Consider the following 12,907-nt stretch of genomic DNA (forward strand, 5'->3'; position numbering starts at 1 on the left):
TTCCTTTGTAGTTAAACCGCTAGTTAGTATCTTTAACAATTATAAAAACTATTTGACACATGTCTGAGAATGATAACCTGCAAAATGCAGATGGAAACAAAGCAGTAGAATCAACTGAAACTACTCCCACACCACAAGCTGAAGTTAAAACGGAAGACGGTATTAAAGATGCTGAAACGTCTGAAGTTGAAACTACAGCAGACACGACAACCTCTGCGGAAGCAGCTAAAGACGATCATGTTGATGAAATCGAAGCTTCTAATGCTGAGGATGCTGAAGATGAATCCAATGCCGAACGTCATGATGTAGAAGAAAAGGATTATCACGCCATGTCTATGGATGAGTTAACTGCTGAATTCGGTAGACTCTTAAAAGACCATAAAGTACAGACCATATCAAAACATGTTAATGAAATAAAAAGTGAGTTTAATGCTAAATTCAGTGAGCTTCTCGATGAAAAAAAGGAAGAATTTATTGAAGATGGTGGTAGCGAAATAGACTTCTATTATACCAACGATACCAAAAAGCAATTCAATTCGCATTATAAAGACTACAAGCAAACTATTAATGCGTATTACAAAGAGCGCGAGCAAAACCTTAAGCAGAACCTTGAAGACAGACTTCAAATTATTGAGGATATAAAAGGACTGCTTAGTGTTGAAGAAAATATGGGTACCACCTATAAAACCTTCAAAGAACTTCAGGAAAAATGGCGTAACGCAGGACCAATTCCAAGGGATAAATACAATAATGCTTGGAATACATACCATCATCATGTAGAACGTTTTTATGACTTTTTACACCTCAATAATGATTTGAGAGATATGGATTTTAAGCATAATTATGATCAGAAACTAAAAATCATAGAACGTGCTGAAGAGTTAGCAGAAGATGAAAATACCAACCGTTCTTTCAGAGAATTGCAAGTATTACATAAACTATGGAAAGAAGAATTAGGTCCAGTAGGCAAAGAACATAGAGAAGTCATTTGGGAACGCTTTAGTAATGCTACAAAATTGATTCATGATAAGCGTCAAGCTTATTTTGCAGATATGGATAAAGCTCATGAAAAAAATCTTGAGCGCAAAGAAGAAATTATAGCTAAAATTGAAGCTATTGCTGAGGATACTGGAAATTCTCACAGTGCTTGGCAGAAAAAAATTAAAGATGTTGAAGCCTTAAGAGATTCATTCTTTAAAGCCGGAAAAGTTCCAATAAAGGTAAATGAAAGTACTTGGGCAAAATTTAAAACAGCGGTTAGAACTTTTAATCGCGGCAAAAACAGCTTTTATAAAAATTTAAAGAAAGATCAATACGACAATCTTAAGAAGAAAAAAGATTTAATTCAAATCGCTGAAGACAATAAAGATAGTGATGACTTTGCGACCATAACCCCATTGATGAAGAAAATTCAGAATGAATGGAAAAAGATTGGTCATGTGCCGAGACGCGATAGCGATAAAATTTGGAAACAATTCAAAGCCGCTTGTAATCATTATTTTGATAGAATGCATGCTGAGCGTAAAGCTCAAGACCAACATTTATATGATGCGTTTGACAAAAAAGTGAAACTTCTAGACGATTTAAAAACTTTAGAATTTACTGAAGATCCAAAAGCAGATATAAAAACATTACAAGATAAAATTGCTGAGTGGAAAGCAGTAGGATACGTACCACAAAACAAGCGTTATATTGATGGAAAATTCTACAAAGCCATTGATGATGCTTTTGACAAGCTTAAAATGGATAAGTCTAAATTAGAAATGATTAAGTTTGAAAGTAAGCTTGAGAATTTAGCAAATCCTGATGATACCAGATTACTTGATAATGAGTATAACTTTATCAAAAAGCGTATTGACGAGATAAAATCTGAGATTAATCAATTAGAAAATAATTTACAATTTTTCTCTAATGTAAAATCAGATAATCCATTAGTTAAAGATGTCCATAAGAATATTGCCAACCACAAAAAAGAATTAGACACCTGGAAAGCCAAATTATCCAAGGTTCGTGGCATGTATAACTAAAATCCTATAGAATTTAGATGTAACTCATTTGCTTATAACACACAACCCGTTTGTTATAAGCAAATACTTTCTGTAATAAGCCAAATATTAAAGAAGTTTAGTCTCAGCATCACAAATACATTATGTCCTATTTCTAAATACAAATCAATTCAATCAAACAATTTAAACACCCAAATATTATGAAAAAAACACTACGTTTATTACTATTATGCCTACCAACTATTGCATTATCACAAGTTGAATTAGATCAGGTTGATGATTTTGAAGATTATACGATGGGCAACTGGACCAAAAACAATTCTATTGCTAACGAAAATATTTATGACGGAGGTCCTTCTGGTGACGGGGATAATTTTTTACGAGTAACCTCAAGCGGTTCAGGTTCTGATCTTGAATTAATGACTAAAAATAATGCGCAATGGCAAGGTAACTACTATCAAGGTAATCTGTCGAGTCGTGTTAAATACATATCAATGGATGTTAGAAATTCAGGTGATAATGTTATATTTTTAAGGTTATCTTTTCAAACCGATTATGGTCTTATTTATCGTTGCAGTACAACTAATGCCATAGCTGTTTTACCAAACGAAGGATGGAAACGAATTTCTTTTTCTATTCTTGAAGAAAACATAACAGCACTCTCAGACACTTTCAATTATGCGGTTACCTTCGGAAGTGGAAGTCAAGGCGTAGAAGAAATGAGAATATTACACAATGATGTACCTGCTTGGGAATCTGATCCCATCGAAGCGGTTTTAGATATTGACAACATCATGGCTGAAAGCCAAACTTTGAGTACAGAAGAAATCGCTGTAAAATCAGAATTAAAATTATTTCCAAATCCAACTAGCAATGCTATTACTGTAACTAGCAACGAAAACGTTACTGAAGATATTAGCTATGGTATTATTGATTTATTAGGAAGAACGGTAAAAGAAGGCTATTCTAAATTAAATCAGGAAATAAATATTCAAGATTTGAATAGTGGTAATTATATTGTTGAGATAAAAAATGCCGATGGAGACATCTATAGAGAAAAATTAATAAAAAATTAGACGGCATTCTCAATGTCTATATTTTAATATTGAATTCAATTGAGATCTAATAAACCAATATAGGCTAAAGCCTAAAATATCAAAACCCACTTGTGCTTTACAAGTGGGTTTTGCCCTAACTAAACTAAATTAACCTTAATTACAACCGCTTAAAATAATAATTAAGATTTCCTACTAAGATTATAAAAACGCTTTTGTTTTTATATACAGTATTTACGCACAAAGTTTAGTTTTGGATGTTTAGGTTTTGATTTTTAGAAAACTTTAACAAATTGCACCTTACCATTACCATTTCAAGATGTAAGTTGAAACTTTAGTACAGGCTTTCAAATTAAAAAATAAGACGACTGTAAAGGATTTAATTACAATTCAGAAAGGCTATTATGATATCTAGATGTCTATTTTCAATAAGTTTACTATAAACTTAAAAACCATAATTTAAGGGAGATTCCTGCCGTTGCAGGAATGACAAAGCTCGTTACAACAATTTTGCCTCTTCCCAAAAGACATCCATTTCAGAAAGTGTCATATCTTTTAGTGATTTATCTAGCTCCTTTGCTTTAGATTCTAAATACTGAAAACGTTTTATGAATTTCTTATTGGTCCGTTCTAAGGCATTCTCAGGATTGACTTTAAGAAAGCGTGCATAATTTATCATGGAGAACATCACATCACCAAACTCACTTTCAATTGCATCTTGATCTCCTTTTGCAATTTCAACTTTTAATTCGGCAATCTCCTCTTCTACTTTTTCAAAAACCTGTTCTGGTGCTTCCCAATCGAAGCCTACTCCGGCTACTTTTTCTTGTATGCGACTCGCTTTTACAACAGCAGGCAAACTTTTGGGTACACCTTCGAGTACACTACTTTTACCTTCTTTAAGTTTCAGTTGTTCCCAATTTCGTTTTACTTCAGCCTCGTCTTTAACGACTACATCACCATAAATATGCGGATGACGATCTATTAGTTTATCGCAGATACTGTTACAGACATCTGCAATATCGAAGTCATTAGTTTCACTTCCTATTTTAGAATAGAACACAATATGAAGCAACACATCACCCAATTCCTTTTTAACCTCTTCTAAATCATTATCTAGAATAGCATCACCAAGTTCATAAACCTCTTCAATAGTGAGGTGACGCAAGGATTCCATGGTTTGTTTTTTATCCCAAGGACATTGCTCTCGCAACTCGTCCATGATAATCAACAAACGCTCAAAGGCTTTTAATTGGGCTGCTTTATCAGACATTATTTTTGGTATAATATGTTCTCGATATAATTTCGAACTGAAAGCTTTCAGCTCCTAACCACTCGAACTGACGTCTTATTTATTCTTCTTCTTCAGAAGTCTCTTTCGCTTCTTTTGATTCTTCAAGTGAATCTAAAAGATTATTTTTTTGAAGTAAATTGTACCATTGTACGACTTTCTTAATATCTGAAGGATACACACGATCTTCATCATAATCTGGTAACACCTCAAAGAAAAACTCTTCTAAAACGTCTTTTCCATCTTTATGACTGATAGATGTTGGTTGTCCACCTTCCTTCTCTTTAACCTTTTTTAGTACGTCTCTTAACGGTACTTCTTCGGCTAATGTATAAATAGCAATTTCGCTAAGAATACTAATATTACTATGCGCACCAACGGTGATGCGTTTTTTATCAATTAATGATTCTACAACAGCACCTGTTCTAGTTTGCGTTACGATTTGGTATAAACCTGGTTTTCCAGAAATGGATAAAATTTTATCTAAGCTCATATATATTTTATTAACGTTTCTTGCTCATTGCAGGAAATCGCATTCTGTAATCAATTTTAATCTTACCTTTTGAAATATTGGTAAGTCGTCCTTTTATTAAACGCTTTTTAAATGATGATAGTTTATCTGTAAATAAAATACCTTCAATATGGTCGTATTCATGTTGAATAACACGTGCTATTAAACCATCATATTCTTCAACATGGGTCTCAAAATTCTCATCTTGATATTGAATTTTAATGTTTGGTCGTCTAAACACATCTTCTCTTACATCAGGTATACTTAAACACCCTTCATTAAAGGCCCATTCGTCTCCTTCTTCCTCTAAAATCTGAGCATTAATGAATGTCTTCTTAAAGTTTTTCATTTGCGCTCTCTCACTTTCTGTAAGCTCTTCGTCATCCGCAAAAGGACTAGTATCCACAAGAAACAACCGAATTGCTAAACCTATTTGAGGAGCAGCCAATCCAACACCATACGCACCATACATGGTTTCATACATGTTGTCAATAAGCTCATTTAACTTCGGATAATCTTTGTCAATTTCCTTGGCCTCTCTCTTCAGAACAGCATCGCCATAGGCTACGATAGGTAAAATCATAATTTATTTATTTTCGGGTGCAAAAGTACCAAATTCTAACATAATATTTCAAATTGTAAAAACTAAATTCTAATAATATGTTCTCACAAGACTGCTAAGTTTTCATACGTTCTAGCATATACTTTGTTACGCTATGCTTAAAACTGACGACTCGAAAGATAACTCTGAAGAATTAAAGTTGCACTAATTTCATCAACCAATGCTTTATTCTTCCGTTGTTTTTTCTTCAATCCACTATCTATCATGGTTTGAAAAGCCATCTTAGACGTAAAGCGTTCATCTACCCGTTCCACTGGAATTTGTGGAATCGCTTTAGATAATTGCAATAAAAACTTCTGAATATAGACTTCGCTTTCTGAAGCCGTATTATCCATTTGCTTTGGCAAACCAACGACAATCTTCTCCACTTTTTCAGTAGATATATATTTTTTAATAAATGGAAGCAGTTCTTTAGTCTCTACAGTGGTGAGACCAGATGCTATAATCTGCATTTCATCAGTAACTGCTAATCCTGTTCGTTTTGTGCCATAATCAATGGCTAAAATTCGTCCCATAAATGCAAAGATAACGCAATAAAAAACGCTTCTTAAAAAAAAGAAGCGTTTTATAAAATAATCAATCAAACCAATTAATCATATGATATATCCCCTCTAAAAATAAATCACTGTGTTAATTACAATTAAGACACAACATTTTTTCATTGGTCACATGTTTTCTCAATAAAAAAAGAAAACTCCTCAATCAATGGGGGAAGAGGAGTTTTCAAAATTAGCTATTAGTTAAAGTCTTAGATACCTATGAGAAATATCAAAGCATTTAATTAGTATTAAGACACCACATTTATTTAAGCGTCACATTTTTTTCATAAAGTATTTTAGCGTCAATCATTATAAAAGTATCTTTGAACTCTTAATACAATTCAAAATATGAAACAATTACAATCTGTTATAGAAAATGCGTGGGACGATCGTTCACTTTTAACTAACCAAGTCACTATTGATGCTATTAGAAGTGTCGTTGATCTTGTTGATGCTGGCAAATTGCGAGTTGCAGAACCTACGGACAATGGATGGCAAGTAAATGAATGGGTAAAAAAAGCGGTTGTTTTATATTTCCCGATTCAGAAAATGGAAACTTTTGAAGTTGGTATTTTTGAATATCACGATAAAATCCCACTAAAACGTGGTTATGCTGAAAAAGGAATTAGAGTAGTTCCTCATGCAGTAGCAAGACATGGAGCCTATATTTCTGCTGGTACTATCTTAATGCCTAGCTACGTAAACATAGGAGCTTATGTAGATGAAGGGACTATGGTAGATACTTGGGCCACAGTTGGTAGTTGTGCACAAATTGGTAAAAATGTTCACCTCTCTGGTGGTGTTGGAATTGGTGGAGTTTTAGAACCATTACAAGCTGCTCCAGTCATTATAGAAGATGGTGCTTTTATTGGAAGTCGTTGTATTGTGGTTGAAGGTGTCCGAGTAGAAAAAGAAGCTGTTTTAGGTGCCAATGTGGTTTTAACCATGAGTACAAAAATTATTGATGTTACTGGTGATGAGCCTGTAGAAACCAAAGGTGTTGTACCAGCTCGTTCTGTAGTTATTCCTGGTAGCTACACTAAAAAGTTTGCAGCTGGAGAATTTCAAGTACCTTGTGCATTAATCATAGGAAAGCGAAAGGAAAGTACGAACAAAAAAACATCGCTGAATGATGCTTTACGTGAGTATGATGTAGCCGTTTAATATGTAGGAAATATAATTGTTTTATAAACTGTTGGTTGGATTCTACACTTAGAATGATTTCATGCTATAACCGTGAATTAATTCAGTAACCTCCTTTATGTTTTAATAGAGGCAGACCGTTTTGGTTTTCGGTTAGTATATTGAATCTCATTTTAATTTAAATGAGAATTCACAACCTATTTTTATTTTATATTTACATAAACCACTTGAATAATGCCTAACAAAATACGTCGCAGCTTATTAAGACAGTTACGAAAAATGCGTTTTTTACCTTCAAAATTATATGTACAGTATCATTACGAATATTTTTCTGGCAAGAAGTTGAACATAAAAGACCCTAGAGAATTCAACGCAAAAATAGAATGGTATAAAGTATTTTATAGACCAAAGATTTTAAACACTTTAGTCGATAAATATGAAGTTAGGCATATTATAGAAAAGACCATCGGCAAAAAATATCTTAATGAAATTTATGGAGTTTACGACAATGTCGAGGCTATTCCATTTAACGATTTACCCAATCAATTTGTTATAAAAGCAACACACTCTAGTGGACACAATGTAATTGTCAAGGATAAATCTCAACTAGATACTAAAAAAGTTACGCAAAAATTAAAAAAGTGGCTTAAGGTCAATCAATATTACAGAATGGGTCAAGAATGGGCTTATAAAGATGTAAAGCCAAGATTCATCATTGAAAAGTTTTTAAAACAATCTGACAAAAGCACGCTAATTGATTATAAATTTTATTGCTTTAATGGCGAACCTAAATTTATTGATGTTCATATAGACAGAGAAGAAGACCATAAACAAGGCTGCTTTGATTTAGATTTTAACTTATTGCCCTTTGGAAAAAGTAAAACCTATAAAAGTATTTCATCTGAGATTCCGAAACCTACCAACCTAAAGGAAATGGTAGATTTGGCTACTATTTTATCTAAAAAACTACCTTTTGTTAGAGTTGATTTTTATTCTGTTGACGGTAAAACTATATTCGGAGAAATGACTTTTTACCCATCTGATGCCAGAAAAGCATTCTATCCAGAGGAATACAATACAATTATTGGAGATTATTTTAAATTGCCTAAACTTAAAGATGGACAAAAGGTAATTACCGAATTTTAATAAAACGACAACGAAACAATTTTTATTTAATTAAGTATTAGATACTATGACGAAGGACATTATTGAGGACTATCCAATAGACGCCGTAATTCTGTGGGTAGACGGAAATGACGAAAAGCATAAGGCAAAAATGCTACCTTTTATAGAAGATAAAACTAGAGTTAATGCTGAAAAATTTAGAACCCGTTATGACCATGTCAATGAAATTCAATATACTATTGATTCTATTTTAAAATATGCACCTTACGTTAGAAATATTCACATTATAACGGATAATCAAATACCCGATTTTTTAAAAAACAGTAAAGACGGCACGTATAAAAAAGTTTCAATTGTAGATCACAAAGTTGTGTTTAAAGATTATGAAGATTATCTACCTACGTTTAACTGTAGACCTATTGAAACTTGTTTATTCAGAATTCCTGGCTTAGCTGAACATTTCATTTATTTTAACGATGATTTCTTTTTAATAAATGACACCAAACCCAGTGACTTCTTTAAAAATGGCCTTCCGATTTTGAGAGGAAAATGGTTAAAGTTTGATAAAGACATTTTCTATAAAAAATTTAAAAAACCAAGAGTAGGACATAAATCTATTCAGCAAAATGCAGCTCGGCTAGCCGGATTTAATAAATATTACAATTTTAAGCACACACCACATCCGCTTAGAAAATCGACATTTGAAACCTATTTTGAAGCTAACGAAGATGTGCTTATAGAAAATATAAAACATCGCTTCAGAAAAACGAGTCAATTTACACCTCAAGGCTTAGCGAATCATTTAGAAATAAAAAACAAAACATGTTATTTTAAGGACGATCTTCAACTGATGTATTTTAGATCTTATAAAAAACCATTATATTGGTATAAATTCAAATTAAATCTAAAAACTAAAGGAAAATTGTTTTTAGGACTTCAAAGCTTAGATCGCAGTCCTCCACATATTTTAGAGTATATTTTAGAGTGGTTAGAAAAACGAACATCATAAATTAATCACAAGTATGTCTTATAAATTTTTAATATACATTTCTTACAGCTATGCTTTACCCATAGGAAATCCTTTAGAGCAAGAAATTTTAAGCAGAGGTCATACTATAATGTGGTTTAGCGATCTAAAGGATGGAAAAGATGCATTGCAAGGAAAGCGCAATGTTTTAGACACGATACAAGATGTAATCAACTATGAACCGCATATTGTTTTAGCGGCTACAAATGACATTCCTGATTTTATTACGGGACTTAAAGTTCAAATTTTCCATGGTTTTTTAGCACAAAAAAGACCCTCAAAAAAGCATATTTTTAGTGAATTCAGAATACGCGGATTCTTTGATTTATATTGTACACAAGGTCCAAGTACGACTTCTGTTTTCAAAACTTTAGAAAAAAAGCATAATCATTTTAAGGTTATTGAAACAGGATGGAGTAAGGTTGATCCTCTTTTTCCAATTAGGAATCAGCAATCAAATACTAAACCAAATATCTTAATAGCGTCTACGTTTACCGAAAGACTGAGTCTTGCTTTTGACGATACCGTATTCAATGAAATTAAGAAATTATCTGAAACAGGGCAGTATACATTAGATATGGTTTTACACCCCAAAATACCCAATGACATAAAAAATAAATGGAAGACTTTGGAAAATGACCATTTTACATATCACAATACCACCGATCTTATTCCATTATTTCAACATTCTGATATTTTATTTGCCGATACCACATCTGCGATTCAAGAATTTTTACTGCAGAAAAAACCTGTAGTTAGTTTTAAGCACACTTTTAATCATGATTATTTAATTCATGTAGATAAAGCATCTAAACTTGAAGACATATTTAATTATGCACTAAGCTACCCTGACGATATACTCCAAAAAATAGAACCCTTTATTAAGGATTTGCACCCATATCAAGATGGAAAATCGAGTAAACGTGTTATTGATACATGTATATCATTTCTACATGAAGATAAGAGCTACCTAAAACAAAAACCCCTCAATTTAATCCGAAAATACAAAATTAGAAAACGCTTAGGCTACTTTACTCTAAAGAGCTATTCAAAAGCATACACTATGAAAAAATAGCTTACATTTTTTGAATTCCGTGTTTCGTGTACGTCCGCTTTTCACGCTTAGTTGCCTTTCTAATTTGCTTATTTAACCTCGTGGTGTCTTCATTTTCATAAGGTCTATCATGATGTAAATGAACACAGATGGCACTGTAGCGTATCTGTAAAAATCGGATCCCATTATTCATCATACGCTCACCTACTTCCCTATCCTCTCCTCCATATTTCATGCGTTCGTCAAAACCATTCACTGCTAGAATATCACTTTTCCAACACGATACATTCATACCGTCAAAAGTGGCTTTTGTTGGAGTTATAACATTTAAAAACTTCGATTTTATCTTAGATTTTGTCAACTTATTCATTTTAAAAGTGGCAGGCTGCCCTTCAGCTATTAGCCAATCTTTTTCATAACATTTTTGATCGCTAATTACTTGAGTGTTTATTTTTTTAGAAACGTCATCAGTTAGTTTAAAATAACCACCTGAAAGCGCATATTTTAATTTCCTAAGATCTAAATGTGTTTGAACAAAATCTTTACGAGCGATACAGTCACCATCTGTAAAAATCAAATAGTCAGTGTTTGATGCAAGCATGGCTTTATTCAAAATTTTAGTTTTCTGAAAACCATCATCTTCTTGCCAAACGTGGATTACTTTTAAATCACTATGCTCAGAAAATTGATCTATTACAGCTTTTGTTTTCTCATCAGAACCATCATCTGCAACGATAATTTCAAACTTTTTAGTCGTTTGAATATCAAAACTAAACAATACCAGTTTAAGCCATTCTGGTTTATTGAAGGTACTTATAATTATAGTTGCTTGTAGATTAGATTGCATTTAGCAAAAATACTATTTTTACAGCATTGAAATCAACAACATGCTAAAACTGTCTGGAGTCATTATCACTTTTAATGAAGAACTCAACATTGAACACTGTTTGCAATCTTTAGCTAATGTGGTAGATGAAATTGTTGTTGTAGATTCGTTTTCTACAGATCGTACTAAAGCAATTTGCGAACAGTTTAACGTCAAATTTATTGAACAAAAATTCTTAGGTTATATAGAACAAAAGAATTTTGCATTGTCACAAGCTAGCTACGATCATATTGTATCTTTAGATGGTGACGAGGCCTTATCTAAAACACTCCAGAAATCAATTATTGACCTAAAATCGAATTGGAAACTTGACGGCTACTACGCTAATCGTTTCAATAACTTTTGCGGACAATGGATTAAGCATTCCGATTGGTATCCTAATAAAAAGTTACGTGTTTTTGACCGACGTTGTGCCGAATGGAAAGGGATTAATCCACATGACAATGTACAACTACATGATTCCAACTCCAAATCAGGACATTTAAAAGGTGACATTCTACATAAAACCTATCAAACTTATTCGGAGTTTAATCAGAAGACAGAATATTTTTCGACTATTGCAGCACAAGCCTATTTCGATTCTGGGAAAAAAGCTTCTGTACTAAACGTTATATGGAATCCTAGTTGGGCTTTTTTTAAATCCTATGTATTAAAACTCGGATTTTTAGATGGATTTAATGGCTTTGTTATTGGTGTCCAAACGGCCAATATTACCTTTTTAAAATACGCTAAGTTAAGAGAGCTACAGCAAATAAATAGAAAATAATTATTTTCTCCAAAATCTCAATTTCTTCTTTATGCGCTGTTTTTTATGATGTTTTGCCTGAAAAGCTTCAGTAGCATCCCACATTATATTTACAATTTTATCATAATCTTCGCCTGAAACTTTCGCATACTCATCACTCATCACTTCAACCATCGATTTATGAATCGTTAATCGGTCGAAGTTTTTTATACGGTCCTCAAAGTTCATGGGTTTAAATTCCATACGATTTAAATCCACTAAAAAGAACTGATAACCGTCATCTACCTTTTTAATTAAGGTGTTTCCTGGAGAATGATCTAGGAATTTAATACCCTTTTCATGCAATTGATAGGTGAACCGTGTAAATGCTCTTAAAATAGCATCGTAATCTGGGTAATTAAAATCGTGAGTAAGTTCTCTATAAGTTAAATCGCAATCTACTTGTTCAGACAAATAATAGCTTTTTTTAAATAGAAAAAGCGTTTTAAATTCATAGTAAGCAATCGGTTCTGGAGTGCCTACACCTCGTTTTTTGAGCTCTAAGCCATATTCATATGAGCGCTGCGCTTTACTTTTTCTAAAAAACTTATAGGCGATTTGATTAACGATATTAGGAATTTTAAAGGACTTGATATTAACCTGAAAATCTTTTAACTCAAAGAGTCTCAAAGAATTCCGCTTTTGATTACCAAAAGGTATGCCTTCAGTTTCAAAATTTTGAATAAAATGATCCAATTTCTCTTTGGAATCCTTGTATTCAGTTCTTATCCTAATCGTTTTCATTTAGCAATATTACAATTTTTAATAATTTTTGCAGTGCATATTTCTCATAATAAAAGTAAAGAAATAAATAGAACCATTTTAAAACACAATTGGTAAACCCTATATTTACAATACTAAGAA

The 12,907-nt window shown here is 32.5% G+C and carries 13 protein-coding genes; 7 read left to right on the forward strand and 6 right to left on the reverse strand.

Annotation, left to right across the window (positions count from 1 at the left end; all coding sequences use genetic code 11):
• Nucleotides 1-59 precede the first annotated feature (59 nt).
• Both KO515_RS12065 and KO515_RS12070 read left to right on the forward strand, forming a co-directional pair.
• On the forward strand, nucleotides 60-2,027 hold the full coding sequence (locus tag KO515_RS12065; RefSeq protein ID WP_215936600.1) for a DUF349 domain-containing protein: 1,968 nt from the start codon (nucleotides 60-62) through the stop codon (nucleotides 2,025-2,027).
• A 179-nt stretch (nucleotides 2,028-2,206) separates the two neighbouring features.
• Nucleotides 2,207-3,082 carry a T9SS type A sorting domain-containing protein gene (locus KO515_RS12070; RefSeq protein WP_215936601.1) on the forward strand — a complete coding sequence of 292 codons (876 nt, stop codon included), beginning with the start codon at nucleotides 2,207-2,209 and terminating at the stop codon, nucleotides 3,080-3,082.
• Nucleotides 3,083-3,560: 478 nt separating this feature from the next.
• On the opposite strand, the gene mazG is transcribed toward KO515_RS12070, so the two are convergent.
• The 4 genes from mazG to ruvX all read right to left on the reverse strand — a co-directional run bounded on the left by mazG (nucleotide 3,561) and on the right by ruvX (nucleotide 6,000).
• Nucleotides 3,561-4,334 (reverse strand): nucleoside triphosphate pyrophosphohydrolase, encoded by a 774-nt coding sequence (gene mazG, locus KO515_RS12075; protein WP_215936602.1) that lies wholly within the window; start codon nucleotides 4,332-4,334, stop codon nucleotides 3,561-3,563.
• A gap of 79 nt (nucleotides 4,335-4,413) precedes the next feature.
• Complete coding sequence (locus KO515_RS12080) at nucleotides 4,414-4,845, reverse strand: DUF5606 family protein (protein WP_215936603.1); 432 nt, start codon at nucleotides 4,843-4,845, stop codon at nucleotides 4,414-4,416.
• A gap of 10 nt (nucleotides 4,846-4,855) precedes the next feature.
• Nucleotides 4,856-5,446: a peptide deformylase gene (def, locus tag KO515_RS12085; protein ID WP_215936604.1), complete on the reverse strand. Its 591-nt coding sequence runs from the start codon at nucleotides 5,444-5,446 to the stop codon at nucleotides 4,856-4,858.
• Nucleotides 5,447-5,583: 137 nt separating this feature from the next.
• On the reverse strand, nucleotides 5,584-6,000 hold the full coding sequence (ruvX, locus tag KO515_RS12090; RefSeq protein WP_215936605.1) for a Holliday junction resolvase RuvX: 417 nt from the start codon (nucleotides 5,998-6,000) through the stop codon (nucleotides 5,584-5,586).
• 372 nt (nucleotides 6,001-6,372) lie between these two features.
• Between ruvX and KO515_RS12095 the strand changes: the two genes are divergently transcribed.
• The 4 genes from KO515_RS12095 (at nucleotide 6,373) to KO515_RS12110 (ending at nucleotide 10,394) form a co-directional block, all read left to right on the forward strand.
• Complete coding sequence (locus tag KO515_RS12095; RefSeq protein WP_215936606.1) at nucleotides 6,373-7,188, forward strand: 2,3,4,5-tetrahydropyridine-2,6-dicarboxylate N-succinyltransferase; 816 nt, start codon at nucleotides 6,373-6,375, stop codon at nucleotides 7,186-7,188.
• A gap of 213 nt (nucleotides 7,189-7,401) precedes the next feature.
• On the forward strand, nucleotides 7,402-8,313 hold the full coding sequence (locus KO515_RS12100) for an ATP-grasp fold amidoligase family protein (protein ID WP_252723859.1): 912 nt from the start codon (nucleotides 7,402-7,404) through the stop codon (nucleotides 8,311-8,313).
• A gap of 46 nt (nucleotides 8,314-8,359) precedes the next feature.
• Complete coding sequence (locus tag KO515_RS12105; protein ID WP_215936607.1) at nucleotides 8,360-9,301, forward strand: Stealth CR1 domain-containing protein; 942 nt, start codon at nucleotides 8,360-8,362, stop codon at nucleotides 9,299-9,301.
• A gap of 13 nt (nucleotides 9,302-9,314) precedes the next feature.
• Nucleotides 9,315-10,394, forward strand: coding sequence for a CDP-glycerol glycerophosphotransferase family protein (locus KO515_RS12110; protein ID WP_215936608.1), 1,080 nt, complete (start codon nucleotides 9,315-9,317; stop codon nucleotides 10,392-10,394).
• A 1-nt stretch (nucleotide 10,395) separates the two neighbouring features.
• Here KO515_RS12110 and KO515_RS12115 read toward each other — a convergent pair whose 3' ends face one another.
• Complete coding sequence (locus KO515_RS12115; RefSeq protein ID WP_215936609.1) at nucleotides 10,396-11,220, reverse strand: glycosyltransferase family 2 protein; 825 nt, start codon at nucleotides 11,218-11,220, stop codon at nucleotides 10,396-10,398.
• Between the two features lie 40 nt (nucleotides 11,221-11,260).
• Between KO515_RS12115 and KO515_RS12120 the strand changes: the two genes are divergently transcribed.
• Nucleotides 11,261-12,025, forward strand: coding sequence for a glycosyltransferase family 2 protein (locus KO515_RS12120; protein ID WP_215936610.1), 765 nt, complete (start codon nucleotides 11,261-11,263; stop codon nucleotides 12,023-12,025).
• On the opposite strand, the gene KO515_RS12125 is transcribed toward KO515_RS12120, so the two are convergent.
• Complete coding sequence (locus KO515_RS12125; RefSeq protein ID WP_215936611.1) at nucleotides 12,026-12,787, reverse strand: lipopolysaccharide kinase InaA family protein; 762 nt, start codon at nucleotides 12,785-12,787, stop codon at nucleotides 12,026-12,028.
• Nucleotides 12,788-12,907 lie beyond the last annotated feature (120 nt).

It is taken from the genome of Winogradskyella psychrotolerans (assembly GCF_018860545.1).
Lineage (GTDB): Bacteria > Bacteroidota > Bacteroidia > Flavobacteriales > Flavobacteriaceae > Winogradskyella > Winogradskyella psychrotolerans_A.

Bases quoted from the DNA above. Each gene is read 5' to 3' on its own strand.
- KO515_RS12065 (WP_215936600.1), top strand. From the start codon at position 60: ATGTCTGAGAATGATAACCTGCAAAATGCAGATGGAAACAAAGCAGTA.
- KO515_RS12070 (WP_215936601.1), top strand. From the start codon at position 2,207: ATGAAAAAAACACTACGTTTATTACTATTATGCCTACCAACTATTGCA.
- mazG (WP_215936602.1), bottom strand. From the start codon at position 4,334: ATGTCTGATAAAGCAGCCCAATTAAAAGCCTTTGAGCGTTTGTTGATT.
- KO515_RS12080 (WP_215936603.1), bottom strand. From the start codon at position 4,845: ATGAGCTTAGATAAAATTTTATCCATTTCTGGAAAACCAGGTTTATAC.
- def (WP_215936604.1), bottom strand. From the start codon at position 5,446: ATGATTTTACCTATCGTAGCCTATGGCGATGCTGTTCTGAAGAGAGAG.
- ruvX (WP_215936605.1), bottom strand. From the start codon at position 6,000: ATGGGACGAATTTTAGCCATTGATTATGGCACAAAACGAACAGGATTA.
- KO515_RS12095 (WP_215936606.1), top strand. From the start codon at position 6,373: ATGAAACAATTACAATCTGTTATAGAAAATGCGTGGGACGATCGTTCA.
- KO515_RS12100 (WP_252723859.1), top strand. From the start codon at position 7,402: ATGCCTAACAAAATACGTCGCAGCTTATTAAGACAGTTACGAAAAATG.
- KO515_RS12105 (WP_215936607.1), top strand. From the start codon at position 8,360: ATGACGAAGGACATTATTGAGGACTATCCAATAGACGCCGTAATTCTG.
- KO515_RS12110 (WP_215936608.1), top strand. From the start codon at position 9,315: ATGTCTTATAAATTTTTAATATACATTTCTTACAGCTATGCTTTACCC.
- KO515_RS12115 (WP_215936609.1), bottom strand. From the start codon at position 11,220: ATGCAATCTAATCTACAAGCAACTATAATTATAAGTACCTTCAATAAA.
- KO515_RS12120 (WP_215936610.1), top strand. From the start codon at position 11,261: ATGCTAAAACTGTCTGGAGTCATTATCACTTTTAATGAAGAACTCAAC.
- KO515_RS12125 (WP_215936611.1), bottom strand. From the start codon at position 12,787: ATGAAAACGATTAGGATAAGAACTGAATACAAGGATTCCAAAGAGAAA.